The organism is Streptomyces africanus, assembly GCF_030816955.1.
Lineage (GTDB): Bacteria > Actinomycetota > Actinomycetes > Streptomycetales > Streptomycetaceae > Streptomyces > Streptomyces africanus.
Genome location: NZ_JAUSYP010000001.1, coordinates 3,972,541 through 3,986,893, shown reverse-complemented (window position 1 = coordinate 3,986,893; position 14,353 = coordinate 3,972,541). Strand labels below are relative to the sequence as shown.

The window sequence follows — 14,353 nt, the reverse complement described above, 5'->3', positions numbered from 1 at the left end:
CGGGCGTGGCCGTGAGGCGGGGCGTGGACGCGCCCGGCGACCAAAGTCGCGGACGTGTAGACCAACGGCTGACGACAGCGCATGGCCCGCCCGCCGAGACTCGCCTCATGGAGGACGCGAGGCACGTTCAGATGGGGAAGAAGTCCGTCCCGCCGACGGGCACGGGCACGGGCGAGGTCACGCAACTGGCCGAGTCGGCCTGGGCGATCACACTCTTCTGCGTGGCCTGCGGCGTCGGCATCGGTGCCGTGCTCCCGCTCCTCGCCCGCCTGCTGCTGAAGCTGCCGTGGGCACCGCTGGAGGGCCCGGCCGAACTGCTGACCTCGATCCCGGAACCCGCCCTCACCCTCGGCACGGTCGCGGTGGGCGCACTCGGCGGCCTGCTGCTGGGCCTCGCCGCCGCGCACGAGTCGCTGTCGGTCCGCGTCTGCGACACACACCTGGCCCTGACGATCAGGGACAGCACGCGGGAGTTCACCCGCGAGGAGATCGCGGTGCTGTGCAGGGACGGCAAGCAACTCGTGGTGCTGGCCCCCGACGGCATGGAACTGGCCCGGGAGGACTGCGGCCTGCCCTGGCCCCGCCTGGCCGACACCCTCGCCGGGCACGGCTACCGCTGGGCGGAGGAGGACCCGTACCGCGCCGAGTTCCGCCGCTGGGTCCCCGGCACCCCCGGTCTCCCCGAGGGCGCGGACGCCCTTCTGCGGGCCCGCGCCCAGGCCCGCAAGAGCGACGACGACGCCGAGGACGCCCGTGAGCTGCGCCGCGAACTGCTGCGGCTGGGCGTGGTCGTACGGGACGAGGAGAAGCGGCAGTACTGGCGGCTCGTCGGCGGGTGACGTCAGCGGGTGACCTCGAACGCGGCGGCCTGGGGCACGAACGTCGTGTCGCCGTCCTCGCCCGTCGCCAGCGCCGAGACGTACCAGGTGCCGGTGGTCAGCTCGGCCGCCTCCTCCTTGGTGGCCCGCACCCTCGGCTCGGGCCGGGGCCAGGGTTTCCTGCGGTCCCGGGCGAGGGAGGCGGGGGGCACGCTGACGAGCGGCCCGACAGCGGAAGGGGGCTGGGAGGTCAGGGCGGTCCTGCCCGGCCGGAACACCGGGTCGGCCGAGCGAACCGTTCCCCGGACCTACCGCCTGGCACAGTTGACCGCCGCTGCCGGTCTGGCCGGGCAGCCACTGCTCCCGGTGCTGGTGATCCGGTCCTCCGAAACCACGCCTGGGTCCCAGGTGTCCGCCGGAGTCCTCTTCGCACTGCTGGCCGCCGCCCAGGCGGTGGCACTGCTGTGGCTGGCGCGGGCGCCCAGGGCTGCCTACGGGGTCCTGCTCGGGCTGGTGTTGCTGTGGCCGCCGGCGATGCAGGCGGGCGGGTACACCGGGCCGGTGCTCCTTCCGCCGCTGCTGAGCCTGATCGCGACCTGTACGGCGCTCGTGGTGAGGGCGGCACGAGGGGGTGCCGACCCGACGTCCGGTCGCTTCCCGAGCGTTCTGCTGGCAGTGCCGGTGCACGCGGCAGCCGCGACGGCCGCCGTCCTGGACTGCGGTACGACGCTCCCCGCCTGGGCGGTCGGAGCGAGCGCGACGGCCGGAGCGGCTCTGGCGGCCGGCACGGCCCACTGGTACGGAACGCTGCGCGGCCGGCACGACGCGGCCGGTCGCAGCGCACAAGACGAACGCCTGGCCACCTGGACCGAAGAGGCCGTCCGGGAAGCATGGGCCGAACGCCGCCGGATCGCCACCGGCCTGGAGACCACCGTCCTGGCACGCACCGCCGACATGATCGCGGAGGCGGAGGCGGGGCACCTCGACGCGACAGCTGACCGCGCACGCGAGGCCCTGGCAGCGATGCGAGCCCTGCTGGACACGGTGAGGGAGGGCGATCCGGCCCCCGACCTACGACCGCAGCCCACCCTCCAGGCCCTCGACCTGCTGGCCCACCAGTGCCGGGCGACGGGCAGGGACGTGGAGATACGCCTGACGGACCGCGTGCCCGAGCGTCTGCCAACGGCGGTGGACCTGGCCGCCTACCACGCGGCCGAGACGCTGCTGGCGGCCGGCGGTACACGGCCGGCCCTGCTCGAACTCGACGCGGACGGCGATACGTTGACCCTCACGGCCACAGGGGTGACCGCCGCAGCCGAGCCCGCCGTCCGCCGGCGCCTGGAAACCCGGGTCAAGGCACTCGACGGCACTCTCACCACCGGCCCGGGAGGCAGCACGCTCCGCCTCTGCCTGCCCCTGTCCGCAGAAGAGGAGACCGAGCGATGAGCCTCAAGGTGCTGGCCGTCGACGACCAGGGCATCGTACGGGCCGGTTTCGCGGCGGTGATCGACGCCGAGGACGACATGACGGTCGTGGGCGAAGCCGCCGACGGTGTGGCAGCGGTGCGCCTCGCCGAAGACCTCTCGCCCGACGTCGTCCTCATGGACGTCCGCATGCCCGAACTGGACGGCATCGCCGCCACCCGCATCATCACCGCCCGGGAGAACGCCCCCCGGGTCCTGGTCCTGACCACCTTCGACCTCGACGCCTACGTCTTCGACGCCCTGCGCGCCGGTGCCTCGGGCTTCCTCCTCAAGGACGTCCACGCCTTCGAACTCCTGCAGGGCATCAGGGTGGTGGCCACGGGCGAGTCGGTCCTGGCCCCGTCGGCGACCCGTCGCCTGATCTCCCACTACGCGTCCGGCCCGGGCCCTCGCACCGCCGGCGGCCCCCACGAACTGAACACCCTGACCACGAGCCAGCGGAACATCCTGGGCCTGGTCGCCGCGGGCCTCAACAACGGGGAGATCGCGGACACCTTGGGCATCACCGTCGGCACGGTGAAGTCCCACGTGAACGCGCTCCTGCGCAAACTCGGCCTACGGGACCGGGTCCAGGCCACGATCCTCGCGTACGACCTGGGCCTGGCCCGCCCGAACCAGCCCGGCACGCACCTTTGACGACCCGATGACCACCTGGATGACCATCCCGACCGAGGAGTCCCACCGTGACAGCTGCACCTCCCGGCCGCTCGCTCTCCCGCATGGCGGCCCACGCACTGCGCCATCCCGCCGCTCTCGTCTACCTCGCCGTCTGCGCGATCCTGCTGGCCTGGGCGCTGGCGGTGACGCTGGCCGACGGTTCGGACGAGTCGATGGCGGGGGTGATCCCGCTCCTGGCGACGGCCCCCGTGAGCCTGGTCCTCCTGGCACTTCCGGACCACGGCTCGATGCTCGTCGCCGCCGTCGTGCTCGGGGCGCTGGCGAACGCCCTGATCATCGGCATGTGCGCCCGGGCGCTGAGCAGGGGCAACAGCGCGAACTAGATCTCAGGGCGTGCACGCCGCGGCGATCGACGCGCTGTTCTCGTAAAGATGGTGCCGGGTGATCCGCCCGCCCTCGACGGTGAGCCGCAGCGCGAAGGGCCCCGAGAAGGACTTGCCGGTCGCACGGACGGTCCCGGAGAGGTGCCCCGTCAGAACGGCGTCGGTACCGTCGACGAGGATCGTGTCGATGGACGCGCGGGCGTCTTCCGGTACGGTGTACTCGGCCAACTCATCGGCCTGAGCGGCACATTCGGCGGCCGTGGACCGAGGCCGGATCCAGGGAACGCCGGGGTTCTCGGCCAGCATCCAGTCGACCTCGTCCGCGAAGAGCCCGGTGAGCCCTTCGGTGTCGCCGGCGAGCCGGAGTTCGAGGAACTTCTGGACGGTGGCGCGGGTGGCGTCCGCGGTGCTGGTGGGTGTCATGGGAGCCAGCCTGCCGGGACGCCGAAGGCCCGTCGATTACGTCGGAGGTAAGGACGGGGACGTGCAGGCGGTCGGGTCTTCCCGCCTTGAACCTGCGAGGTCGGGTGCGGGCATGCCGCGAGAAGGAGCGAACGGCCTCGGACGATCACTGCCCGACCCGGCCGTCGATCAGCTCGCGCAGCAGGTCGGCGTGGCCGCAGTGGCGCGCGTACTCCCCGATCTGCGCCACCAGGACGTCACGCAACTGAAGCTGCCCACCGGGCTCGGGCCCCAGGTCGGAGTACCCGGCATTCGGGGTGGCGAGGTCGCTGACACCGGCCAGATACCGCTCGTTGAGCTCCACCTCGGTCCGCCACTGCCGCCACGCCTCCTCCACGACCACCGGGTCCGCGACCGCCCCGTTGAAGTCACCGTCCCGGTCCTCCTCGGTGCGGTACAGCTTCGGCGCGTCATCCCCGGCCATCACCCGCCGGAAGTGCCGCTCCTCCTCGGCCAGATGCCGCACCAGCCCGAGCAGCGACATGGTGGACGGCGGCGCGGACCGCCGAGCCATCTGCTCCGCCTCCAGCCCCGCGCACTTCATCTCCAGGGTGAGGCGATAGTGCCGCAGGTTCTCCAGCAACGCCCCACGCTCATCGACGATCTCCACCTCGGTCTCACGCGGGTCGTCGTCCGGATCCACCCACATGTCGGGATAGACGCTCGCCCGCGTCCACCGAGTCACCGCCGGTTCACTGACGTGCTCGTTCGAGACCATGCGGGGATGGTGGACGGGATGGGAGGGGTTCCGCCACCGAATATCGAGCGCCCGAGATCGCTCTACGCTTCCTCTGCCTGCGTCGGCCGGCCAGGCACCGTGCGCGACCTGCCGTCAAGGAGTCAGCCTGGTGTGGGACGGGGCGTTCTACCGCGTTCGACGTGACAGCTACGAGATCTGCTTCGTGCCCGACGACGGGGTACCCCTCGACGAGATCGACGACGTCGACATGTGGGTGATCTTCGACAACGGAGAACGCTGGTCGGGGACGATCTACACGTTGGAGAACGTCCACCGCACCATGGACCGCTGGCGAGACACCGGCGAATGTCTCGGCGGCAGCTACTTCTACGTCTGGGACGGCTTGATCGTCCGCGAGCGGGGCATTCCCACGATGGTCGAGATCGTCGACGAACTCGTACGGAGCGGCGACTACAGAAGCGTCTTCCGCGATGTCGGACCAGAGGAAACGGTCGACTGACCCTTTACCCGGGCAAGTCCCCCACCGTCGAAGAACTCGTTGGCAGGGGACTGCTCGGGGTATGGATGGGGGTTACTTCTTCTTCCCCTGGTTCTTGACCGCCTCAATGGCCGCCGCAGCCGCGTCAGGGTCCAGGTACGTCCCGCCCGGGTTCACCGGCTTGAAGTCGGCGTCGAGTTCGTAGGACAGCGGGATGCCCGTCGGGATGTTGAGGCCCGCGATGTCCGCGTCGGAGATGCCGTCCAGGTGCTTGACCAGGGCGCGCAGGCTGTTGCCGTGGGCGGCGACCAGGACCGTGCGGCCGGTCAGCAGGTCGGGGACGATCGCGTCGAACCAGTACGGGAGCATGCGGACGACGACGTCCTTGAGGCACTCCGTCTGCGGCCGCAACTCCGGCGGGAGGGTCGCGTAGCGAGGGTCGGAGAACTGGGAGTACTCGGCGTCACGGTCCAGCGCCGGCGGCGGGGTGTCGTAGGAGCGGCGCCACAGCATGAACTGCTCTTCGCCGAACTCGGCGAGCGTCTGGGCCTTGTCCTTGCCCTGGAGGGCGCCGTAGTGGCGCTCGTTCAGGCGCCAGCTGCGGTGGACCGGGATCCAGAGGCGGTCGGCGGACTCCAGGGCGAGCTGCGCGGTGCGGATGGCACGCTTCTGGAGGGACGTGTGGACGACGTCGGGGAGCAGGCCGGCGTCCTTGAGCAGCTCGCCGCCGCGCGTCGCCTCCTTCTCGCCCTTCGCGGTCAGGTTGACGTCCACCCAGCCGGTGAACAGGTTCTTCTCGTTCCACTCGCTCTCGCCGTGGCGGAGGAGGATCAGCTTGTACGGTGCGTCGGCCATGCCCCAGAGCGTAATCCACGCATTCGCCCGTTCGCGTGGCTGCCCGGCAGGCGGACGTTTGACGGGTTCTGTTAATTGAGTGGCCTCCGTCAAGCGCGGCTTTGTAATTTCTCACTGCTACATGCGCCGCTTACATCTTGCGCCTCGGGGGAGCCCATGTCGTCCATGCCGTACGCCCTGCGTGCCAGACGTGCCGTCCGGGAGAGCGTCTCCGGACTGCCCCGCGAGTTCTGGTGGCTGTGGACCAGCACCCTTGTCAACCGGCTCGGCGCCTTCGTCGCGACCTTCATGGCGCTGTACCTGACGCTCGACCGCGGCTACTCCGCCACGTACGCCGGTCTGGTCGCCGCCCTGCACGGTCTCGGCGGGGTGGTCTCCTCGCTGGGCGGTGGCGTGATGACCGACCGGCTGGGGCGGCGGCCGACCCTGCTGATCGCGCAGGCCTCGACCGCCGTCTCCGTCGCGCTCCTGGGGTTCGTGCACCACCCGGTCGCGATCGCCGGCGTCGCGTTCCTCGTCGGCATGGCCAGCAACGCGTCCCGGCCCGCCGTGCAGGCGATGATGGCCGACATCGTCCGGCCCGAGGACCGTATCCGCGCCTTCTCCCTCAACTACTGGGCCATCAACCTCGGCTTCGCCGTCTCCTCCATGGCCGCCGGATTCATCGCCGAGGTCAGCTATCTCGCCGGGTTCCTGATCGAGGCGGGGATGACGATGGTCTGCGCGGTGCTCGTCTTCCTGAAGCTGCCCGAGTCCAAGCCCGCCGAGACGGTGAAGACGGCCGCCGCCTCCGATGGACCCAACAGAAGCGCCAGCTCCGTCAGCCTCGGGACCGTACTGCGCGACGGGCGCTTCATGGGCGTCGTCGGGCTGTCCTTCCTGGTCGCGCTGATCTTCCAGCAGGCGTCGGTCGGGCTGCCGGTGGCGATGGGCCAGGCCGGGTTCACGTCCGCCGAGTACGGCATGGCGATCGCCGTCAACGGCGTCCTGATCGTCGTGCTCCAGATTCCGGTCACGCGGTTCATCGAGCACCGGGACCCGCGCCGGCTGCTCGTGCTCTCCTCCGTCCTCGCGGGCTACGGCTTCGGGCTCACCGCCTTCGCCGGGTCGGTCGGCGTCATCGCCCTCACGGTGTGCGTGTGGACGCTGGCGGAGATCGTCAACGCCCCTACGCAGACGGGTCTCGTCGTCCGGCTGTCCCCGCTCCACGGACGCGGGCGGTACCAGGGGATGTACAGCATGTCCTGGTCCGTCGCCGCGCTCGTCGCCCCGCTGATGTCCGGGTTCGTCATCGACCGGTTCGGGGCGGAGTGGCTGTGGGGGCTGTGCGCCGTGGTGGGGACGGTGGCCGGGCTGGGGTACGGGGTGTTGATGCGGCGGGTGCCGGAGGACGAGCAGCCGGTCGTCGAGGCGGTTGAGCCCGAGCCTGCCGAGTCGGCTGAGCCGGCTGCCGGCGCCCTGCGAGCTCCCTGAGACCGGCCGACCGCACCTTCACTTCACTGGACCATCAACGGCACCGGGTGGATCTCGTCCGCCTTGTGCCCCGCCCGTTCGTGGACACGCTGGACCGCTTCCGCGGAGGGTGCTTCGGAGAGGCAGTAGACGAGGCCGGACTCCGGGTCCGCCCAGGCCCTCTCGAAGTGCACGCTCTCGTCCCCTTCTATGGCGAGGTCCGCGTTGTGGGCCTCGAGCAGCTGCTCTTCCGTGATGCCCTTCATGCTGTGGTGGACATCCATGAACTTGGCCATGACGTCACGCTCCCTTCCCAGTATCCGGCGCACGCCGATACGGCGGGCATACCCCCATGGTCCGCCCGTACCGGTACGAAGGCACCACGACGGCCGAAACCTTCACAACGCCGCAGGGCCCCGGCGGCGAACCACCGGGGCCCTGCGGGTCGTACGAGAACGCCGGCGTCAGCCGCACTGGCAAGGGCTGCCCGACTGGCATCCGCAGCCGCAGCCCGAGCCGCAGCCGCATGCGGCGACCAGGGGCAGGTTCCTGATCTCGGCGGGCTGCTCGGTCTCGCGCTGCTGCGTGGGGTCGGGCGCGGTACTGGGGGATTCGGCCATGGGTCCCTCCTCGAGGCTGGTGCCTGTGCCCATTGGATGCCCGTCCCGCTGGGCGCATCAACGGCGCACAGAGGCGCCCGCGCGCCTCGGCAGATCCCGGCCTGCGCCTACCACTGGCCGGCCCACCCCACGCTCAGGCGCTCTCCGCCCCCGTCACCGCCTGGATCTCCGGCTGCACATCCGTCTGGAGCTCGTCCGCGTGCTCACCCGTCACCAGGTACACCACCCGCTTGGCGACCGAGACCGCGTGGTCGGCGAACCGCTCGTAGTAGCGGCCGAGCAGCGTCACGTCCACGGCCGTCTCGATGCCGTGCTTCCAGCGGTCGTCCATCAGGTGCTGGAAGAGCGTGCGGTGCAGCAGGTCCATCTCGTCGTCGTCCTGCTCCAGCTGCAGCGCCAGGTCGACGTCCTTGGTGATGATCACCTCGGCGGCCTTGGCCATCAGGCGCTGGGCGAGCTGGCCCATCTCCAGGATCGTGGCGTGCAGGTCGCTCGGGACAGCGCGGTTCGGGTAGCGCAGGCGCGCGAGCTTCGCCACGTGCTGGGCGAGGTCGCCCGAGCGCTCCAGGTCGGCCGACATGCGCAACGACGTGACGACGATGCGCAGGTCCGTCGCCACCGGCTGCTGCCGCGCCAGCAGGGCTATGGCCCGGGCCTCCAGGTCGTGCTGGAGCTCGTCGACCTTCTGGTCGGCCTCGATGACGTTCTCGGCCAGCTTCAGATCGGAGTCGAGCATGGCGGTGGTGGCGCGCCCGATCGCCGAGCCGACCAGCCGGGCCATCTCCACCAGACCGTCGCCGATCGAGTCCAGTTCCTCGTGGTACGCGTCCCGCATCAGGCATCCCTCTCGTGCGTCTGTGTCGGGGGTTCAAGGGCCGGGGCCCACCGAACAACCGGCGGTACGACCGTCGTACTACCAACGGTCCGAACCCCACGCTCCCACGTTCCGTCCCGTACGCGTCCGTTTCCGTCATCCCAAATGAACCAATACTGGCTCCAAGGTGAACTCTGGGCGACGAGTGTTCGAGGTCGCAGTCCGACGGCTGTGGCCCGTGCCCGACCCATGCCTAACCTGGGTGCATGGACGTGAACGCGGCGGTCGCCGCAGTGGCAGCGATCGCCGGGGTGCTCACCGGCGTCATCGCCATGCTGGCGTTCCGCTGGAGTGAGCGTGAACAGAAGCGCCCCACCCGCAGCTCCCTCCACACGGACGCGGTGCTCCCGCCGGGCGTGGACACCGTCCTGTCGGTCCTCAGGTCCTCCGCCGTCGTGCTGGACGAGGCGGACGCGGTGGTCAAGGCCAGCTCGGCGGCGTACGCCCTCGGCCTGGTCCGCGGCGGCAAGCTCGCCGTCGAGCCGATGCTCCAGATGGCCCGCGACACCCGGCGCGACGGCGAGATACGCCAGGTCGAGCTGGACCTGCCACGGCGCGGCACCGGACGCGGGGAGGCCCTGGCCGTCTCCGCGCGGGTCGCGCCGCTCGGCTCCCGGCTGGTGCTGCTGCTCGTGGAGGACCTCACCGAGGCCCGCAGGATCGAGGCGGTGCGGCGCGACTTCGTCGCCAATGTGAGCCACGAGCTGAAGACGCCCGTCGGCGCCCTGTCCCTGCTGTCCGAGGCCGTCATGGACGCCTCCGACGATCCCGAGGCCGTCGAGCGGTTCGCCGGGCGCATGCAGATCGAGGCCACCCGGCTCACCAGCCTGGTCCAGGAACTCATCGACCTCTCCCGGGTGCAGAACGACGACCCGCTGGAGGACGCCGAGCCGGTCCGCGTCGACGAGCTCGTCGCCGAGGCCATCGACCGCTGCCGGCACCAGGCGGGCGCGAAACAGATCACCATGGCCGCGGGCGGCACCGCCGACCTGCATGTGTGGGGCAACCGCGGCCAGCTCGCCGCCGCCCTCGGCAACCTCGTCGAGAACGCGGTCAACTACTCGCCCGCCCGCACCCGCGTCGGCATAGCGGCCCGCAGGGTGAACGCGCCCGGCGGGGAACACATCGAGATCGCCGTCACCGACCAGGGCATCGGCATCTCCGACAAGGACAAGGAGCGCATCTTCGAGCGCTTCTACCGCGTCGACCCGGCCCGCTCCCGTGCCACCGGCGGTACGGGACTGGGGCTGGCGATCGTGAAGCACGTGGCCGCCTCGCACGGCGGGGAGGTCACCGTGTGGAGCGCCGAAGGCCAGGGCTCCACCTTCACCCTGCGGCTGCCGGAGGCCGGTGCGGCCCGCGACCGCGCACATCAGCAGCCCGCCCGATCAGAACGCGCAGGAGGCGCGGGCCTCGACGACGAGGCCGGGCGGTCCACCCCCACATCCCCCGAATCAACCGCGTACGAAACGCTTCCTGCCCCGGAGGTCCTTCCGTGACCCGAGTGCTCGTCGTCGAGGACGAGGAGTCCTTCTCCGACGCCCTGTCGTACATGCTCCGCAAGGAGGGCTTCGAGGTCGCCGTCGCGACCACCGGGCCCGACGGACTCGACGAGTTCGAGCGCAACGGCGCCGACCTCGTCCTCCTCGACCTGATGCTGCCCGGCCTGCCGGGCACCGAGGTGTGCCGCCAGCTGCGCGGCCGCTCCAACGTCCCCGTCATCATGGTGACCGCCAAGGACAGCGAGATCGACAAGGTCGTCGGCCTGGAGATAGGAGCCGACGACTACGTCACGAAGCCCTTCTCCTCGCGCGAACTGGTCGCCCGCATCCGCGCCGTGCTGCGCCGCAGAGGCGAGCCGGAGGAGGTCACCCCGGCCGCGCTGGAGGCCGGCCCGGTCCGGATGGACGTCGACCGGCACGTGGTCACCGTCGGCGGCACCAAGATCGACCTCCCGCTGAAGGAGTTCGACCTGCTGGAGATGCTGCTGCGCAACGCCGGCCGCGTGCTCACGCGCATGCAGCTCATCGACCGCGTCTGGGGCGCCGACTACGTCGGTGACACCAAGACCCTCGACGTCCACGTCAAGCGGCTGCGCGCCAAGATCGAGCCGGACCCGGGAGCACCGCGCTACCTGGTGACGGTCCGCGGCCTGGGCTACAAGTTCGAGCCGTAAGCCGACCGCCTGCGACACACACAGCAGGGGCGGGACCTCCCGGAGGTCCCGCCCCTGCTGTTCGTGTCGCTACGGCTGCTCAGTGCCCGGCGCTCGCCGAGGCCGCGTCGGTCGGCGTGGCCGGCGACTCGTGGCCGCCCGGGGTCTCGCCGGCGGCGGGGCTCTCGGTGCCGGCCGGCGAACCGGAGGGGCTCCCCGACGGCGAACCGGACGGGGACGCGGAGGCCCCCGGAGCGGCCGGGACCTCGGCCGGGCCCCACTCCTTGAAGTAGTGCTCGGCGGGGACGACGAACGCGCGCAGGCTCACGTCACCCGTCTTGCTGAAGGTGAAGGTGACCTTCTGGGCGTTGCCGTCCTGGACGGCCTCGCGGCTGCTCGGCAGCACGGCGGTGGCGTTGTCCTTGCCGCCCAGGACCAGCGAGCCGTGGGCCGGGATGCTCAGGCTGCCGCCCTTGGCGGGCTTGAGCTCGGCCTTCTTGCCGGTGCCGGGCAGGGTGATGGACTCCAGCGTCTCGGCGGTGCTGCCGGAGTTGAAGAAGGTGGCGGAGATCGCGGCCGGGCCGGTCGACTCGAGGTCGGGCTGCGTGATCACGATCGCGTTCTGGACCTTGATGTTGCCGACGCTCGTCGCCGCGTTGTCCGGCTTGATCTCGAGGGTCTGCGCGTCGCTGCCGGCGCCGCACGCGGCGAGCGAGGCGACGGAGAACGCGATGGCGGCCGCGGCGAGGACGCCGCGTCGAAGGCTGCTGCTCACGGCGGCGGCAACTCCTTGACTCGAGCGGAGCGGCCGATAAAGCCGCCCTAAGTGTCTGTCAGCAGGCCTCAGGTTACCGAGCCGTTCCCGCCCGGCCGCACCCGACCCCCCGGCACCTGTGGTCCCACGTGAGTCACAAGTGACACCCAGGTCACATTGGCGGGTGCTCGTCAGGCATTCACATAAGAGCCTCGGGCGGCAGCGCAGATTTTCCGTGAAGGAATGCGCGGACCCCCTCGGAATTGATCACCGGCGGCTCGCCCGGACGCCCGGTGATCAATTCGGGATTCGACCGGAACCCGGCTCGGGCCTCCGAACGGAGTAGCGGAAGTCGATCATACGGAACCGGACATATGGGGATGTTCGGCCGCTTGGAGGGGGGTCCGGATGTGTGTAACGTACGCGTTTCGCTCGGCCTGGAGAGCCGCTCCGACCTGCGAATACCTTCTTCCATCCCCTGTCCGAAGCACGTTCCTGTTGGACTTGTCAAGCCCCGAGATATGCCCTGACCTGCGAAAACGCCATTCAGAACCCGCAGTTTCCGTGTTACCCTGGATAGCCACGGAAGGGGTACCTGTCACATGACGTTCAAGGTTGGCGACACCGTGGTCTATCCCCATCACGGGGCCGCGCTGATCGAGGCTATCGAAACTCGCCAGATCAAAGGCGTGGACAAGACCTACTTGGTGCTGAAGGTCGCCCAGGGTGACCTGACAGTGCGTGTGCCAGCGGACAATGCGGAGTTCGTCGGCGTGCGTGATGTGGTCGGTCAGGATGGGCTGGACCGGGTCTTCGAGGTGCTGCGCGCGCCGTACGCCGAGGAGCCCACGAACTGGTCCCGTCGTTACAAGGCAAACCTGGAGAAGCTCGCTTCGGGCGATGTCATCAAGGTCGCGGAAGTGGTGCGTGACCTGTGGCGTCGTGAGCGCGAGCGCGGACTCTCCGCCGGCGAGAAGCGCATGCTCGCCAAGGCCCGCCAGATTCTGGTGAGCGAGCTCGCCCTCGCGGAGAACACCAACGAGGACAAGGCCGAGGCCCTGCTCGACGAGGTTCTCGCCTCCTGAGGCGAAGCCTGTCGCTCAGCACTCTGCTGATCAATCCTGCACATCGAAATGCCGCGGTGCCCGATGACGATTCTCCAGTCGCCGGGCGCTGCGGCATGTTCGCATTCGGACGCCGAATGCGCCGTCATCGCCGGATGTGTTATCACTCACGATCCGGTGCTTGGCGTGCCGGGCCCGGGCAGCCGGCTCGACCAGCGTCACGGAAGGGTCCGGTCGAGCGCGTCGCGCCCGGCACTCCTCCAGGCCATACCCACGCCAGGGCAACACACAAACCTGACAGGAACCGATGTCTGACGATTCGCGTCCCTCGCCGTCGGCCGCCCCTTCGGCAGGCCGTACGGCGGCCGTGATCCCGGCCGCCGGCCGTGGTGTACGGCTCGGCCCGGGCGCCCCCAAGGCGCTCCGCGCGCTGGGCGGCACCCCCATGCTCATCCACGCGGTCCGCGCAATGGCCGCCTCCCGCGCCGTCTCGCTGGTCGTCGTCGTGGCCCCGCCCGAGGGTGCCGCCGAGGTCAAGTCGCTGCTCGACGCGCACGCGCTGCCCGAGCGGACCGACTTCCTCGTCGTACCGGGCGGGCAGACCCGCCAGGAGTCCGTGAAGCTCGGCCTGGACGCGTTGCCCCCCGGTCACGACATCGTGCTGGTGCACGACGCGGCCCGGCCGCTGGTGCCGGTGGACACGGTCGACGCCGTGATCGAGGCCGTACGCGAGGGCGCCCCGGCCGTGGTCCCGGCCCTGCCGCTCGCCGACACCGTCAAGCAGGTCGAGCCCGCCGGGGCGCCCGGCGAGCCGGAGCCGGTCGTCGCCACGCCGGAGCGCGCGCGGCTGCGGGCGGTGCAGACGCCGCAGGGCTTCGACCGGACGGCGCTGGTACGGGCGCACGAGACGGTCACCGGGGACGTCACCGACGACGCCGGCATGGTCGAGCAGCTCGGCCTCACGGTCGTGGCGGTGCCCGGCCACGAGGAGGCGTTCAAGGTCACCCGGCCCCTGGACCTGGTGCTCGCGGAGGCGGTCCTGGCCCGCAGGAGGCTCAACGATGGCTTCTGACGAGACGCCCGCGAAGGGCGAGACGCCCGCGGTGGACGAGGCGCCCGCGATGCCGCTGCCCCAGGTCGGCATCGGTACCGACATCCACGCCTTCGAGGAGGGCCGCGAGCTGTGGTGTGCCGGTCTGAAGTGGGAGGACGAGGGTCCGGGACTGGCCGGCCACTCCGACGCGGACGTCGTCGCGCACGCCGCGTGCAACGCGCTGTTCTCGGCGGCCGGCCTCGGCGACCTGGGACAGCACTTCGGCACCGGCCGCCCCGAGTGGTCGGGCGCGTCCGGCATCACGCTCCTGACGGAGGCGGCCCGGATCGTCCGCGCGGCCGGTTTCCGCATCGGCAACATCGCCGTACAGGTCGTGGGCCCGCGGCCGAAGATCGGCAAGCGCAGGGACGAGGCCCAGAAGCTGCTGTCGGAGGCGGCCGGAGCACCGGTTTCCGTATCGGGCGCGACGACGGACGGACTGGGCTTCCCGGGACGCGACGAGGGCCTGATGGCGGTGGCGACGGCGCTGGTCGTACGCGCCGCGTGACGGCTCTGCCCCACACACCCCCTACGGCCTACTAC

General features: G+C 70.7%; 19 protein-coding genes. 11 read left to right on the top strand and 8 right to left on the bottom strand.

What is annotated here, in order from left to right:
• Window positions 1–107: 107 nt before the first annotated feature.
• Window positions 108–839: a YqeB family protein gene (locus tag QF034_RS18405; RefSeq protein ID WP_307176007.1), complete on the top strand. Its 732-nt coding sequence runs from the start codon at window positions 108–110 to the stop codon at window positions 837–839.
• Window positions 840–841: 2 nt separating this feature from the next.
• Here QF034_RS18405 and QF034_RS18400 read toward each other — a convergent pair whose 3' ends face one another.
• Window positions 842–1,030 carry a hypothetical protein gene (locus QF034_RS18400; RefSeq protein WP_307176006.1) on the bottom strand — a complete coding sequence of 63 codons (189 nt, stop codon included), beginning with the start codon at window positions 1,028–1,030 and terminating at the stop codon, window positions 842–844.
• Window positions 1,031–1,142: 112 nt separating this feature from the next.
• Between QF034_RS18400 and QF034_RS18395 the strand changes: the two genes are divergently transcribed.
• The 3 genes from QF034_RS18395 to QF034_RS18385 are packed head-to-tail and all read left to right on the top strand — an operon-like array spanning window position 1,143 to window position 3,303.
• Complete coding sequence (locus QF034_RS18395; protein WP_307176005.1) at window positions 1,143–2,264, top strand: sensor histidine kinase; 1,122 nt, start codon at window positions 1,143–1,145, stop codon at window positions 2,262–2,264.
• Window positions 2,261–2,938: a response regulator gene (locus tag QF034_RS18390; protein ID WP_307176004.1), complete on the top strand. Its 678-nt coding sequence runs from the start codon at window positions 2,261–2,263 to the stop codon at window positions 2,936–2,938. The genes QF034_RS18395 and QF034_RS18390 overlap by 4 nt, the downstream gene beginning before the upstream one ends.
• A gap of 47 nt (window positions 2,939–2,985) precedes the next feature.
• Window positions 2,986–3,303, top strand: coding sequence for an SCO4225 family membrane protein (locus QF034_RS18385; RefSeq protein WP_370880814.1), 318 nt, complete (start codon window positions 2,986–2,988; stop codon window positions 3,301–3,303).
• Window positions 3,304–3,306: 3 nt separating this feature from the next.
• On the opposite strand, the gene QF034_RS18380 is transcribed toward QF034_RS18385, so the two are convergent.
• Window positions 3,307–3,726, bottom strand: coding sequence for a nuclear transport factor 2 family protein (locus tag QF034_RS18380; RefSeq protein ID WP_307176003.1), 420 nt, complete (start codon window positions 3,724–3,726; stop codon window positions 3,307–3,309).
• Between the two features lie 145 nt (window positions 3,727–3,871).
• Window positions 3,872–4,483 carry a DinB family protein gene (locus QF034_RS18375; protein WP_307176002.1) on the bottom strand — a complete coding sequence of 204 codons (612 nt, stop codon included), beginning with the start codon at window positions 4,481–4,483 and terminating at the stop codon, window positions 3,872–3,874.
• 130 nt (window positions 4,484–4,613) lie between these two features.
• On the opposite strand from QF034_RS18375, the gene QF034_RS18370 reads away from it, so the two are divergent.
• Window positions 4,614–4,964, top strand: a complete 351-nt coding sequence (locus QF034_RS18370) for a hypothetical protein (protein ID WP_307176001.1) — start codon at window positions 4,614–4,616, stop codon at window positions 4,962–4,964.
• A 72-nt stretch (window positions 4,965–5,036) separates the two neighbouring features.
• Here QF034_RS18370 and QF034_RS18365 read toward each other — a convergent pair whose 3' ends face one another.
• Complete coding sequence (locus tag QF034_RS18365; RefSeq protein WP_020271854.1) at window positions 5,037–5,798, bottom strand: phosphoglyceromutase; 762 nt, start codon at window positions 5,796–5,798, stop codon at window positions 5,037–5,039.
• Window positions 5,799–5,963: 165 nt separating this feature from the next.
• Here QF034_RS18365 and QF034_RS18360 point away from each other — a divergent pair, with 165 nt between their 5' ends.
• Entirely contained in the window at window positions 5,964–7,271 is a 1,308-nt protein-coding gene (locus QF034_RS18360; protein WP_370880952.1) for an MDR family MFS transporter, read from the top strand.
• A gap of 23 nt (window positions 7,272–7,294) precedes the next feature.
• Here the strand turns inward: QF034_RS18360 and QF034_RS18355 are convergent, their stop codons facing one another.
• The 3 genes from QF034_RS18355 to phoU form a co-directional block, all read right to left on the bottom strand.
• Complete coding sequence (locus QF034_RS18355) at window positions 7,295–7,546, bottom strand: SCO4226 family nickel-binding protein (RefSeq protein WP_307175999.1); 252 nt, start codon at window positions 7,544–7,546, stop codon at window positions 7,295–7,297.
• Between the two features lie 168 nt (window positions 7,547–7,714).
• The gene (locus QF034_RS18350; protein ID WP_307175998.1) at window positions 7,715–7,870 is read right to left on the bottom strand and encodes a hypothetical protein; all 156 of its coding nucleotides are present in this window, start codon (window positions 7,868–7,870) and stop codon (window positions 7,715–7,717) included.
• Window positions 7,871–8,003: 133 nt separating this feature from the next.
• Window positions 8,004–8,705 (bottom strand): phosphate signaling complex protein PhoU, encoded by a 702-nt coding sequence (gene phoU / locus QF034_RS18345; RefSeq protein ID WP_307175997.1) that lies wholly within the window; start codon window positions 8,703–8,705, stop codon window positions 8,004–8,006.
• A gap of 245 nt (window positions 8,706–8,950) precedes the next feature.
• Between phoU and phoR the strand changes: the two genes are divergently transcribed.
• Window positions 8,951–10,243, top strand: a complete 1,293-nt coding sequence (gene phoR / locus QF034_RS18340; protein WP_307175996.1) for a two-component system sensor histidine kinase PhoR — start codon at window positions 8,951–8,953, stop codon at window positions 10,241–10,243.
• Window positions 10,240–10,920 (top strand): two-component system response regulator PhoP, encoded by a 681-nt coding sequence (phoP, locus tag QF034_RS18335; RefSeq protein ID WP_030243122.1) that lies wholly within the window; start codon window positions 10,240–10,242, stop codon window positions 10,918–10,920. The genes phoR and phoP overlap by 4 nt, the downstream gene beginning before the upstream one ends.
• 79 nt (window positions 10,921–10,999) lie before the next feature.
• Here phoP and QF034_RS18330 read toward each other — a convergent pair whose 3' ends face one another.
• The gene (locus QF034_RS18330) at window positions 11,000–11,674 is read right to left on the bottom strand and encodes a copper chaperone PCu(A)C domain-containing protein (protein WP_307175995.1); all 675 of its coding nucleotides are present in this window, start codon (window positions 11,672–11,674) and stop codon (window positions 11,000–11,002) included.
• 581 nt (window positions 11,675–12,255) lie between these two features.
• Here QF034_RS18330 and QF034_RS18325 point away from each other — a divergent pair.
• The 3 genes from QF034_RS18325 (at window position 12,256) to ispF (ending at window position 14,318) form a co-directional block, all read left to right on the top strand.
• Window positions 12,256–12,738, top strand: a complete 483-nt coding sequence (locus tag QF034_RS18325) for a CarD family transcriptional regulator (RefSeq protein WP_003953493.1) — start codon at window positions 12,256–12,258, stop codon at window positions 12,736–12,738.
• A 286-nt stretch (window positions 12,739–13,024) separates the two neighbouring features.
• A complete protein-coding gene (gene ispD / locus QF034_RS18320) occupies window positions 13,025–13,789 on the top strand; it encodes a 2-C-methyl-D-erythritol 4-phosphate cytidylyltransferase (RefSeq protein ID WP_307175994.1) in 765 nt (254 codons plus the stop codon).
• A gap of 49 nt (window positions 13,790–13,838) precedes the next feature.
• Window positions 13,839–14,318: a 2-C-methyl-D-erythritol 2,4-cyclodiphosphate synthase gene (gene ispF / locus QF034_RS18315; RefSeq protein ID WP_307179912.1), complete on the top strand. Its 480-nt coding sequence runs from the start codon at window positions 13,839–13,841 to the stop codon at window positions 14,316–14,318.
• The last annotated feature ends 35 nt before the right edge of the window (window positions 14,319–14,353 follow it).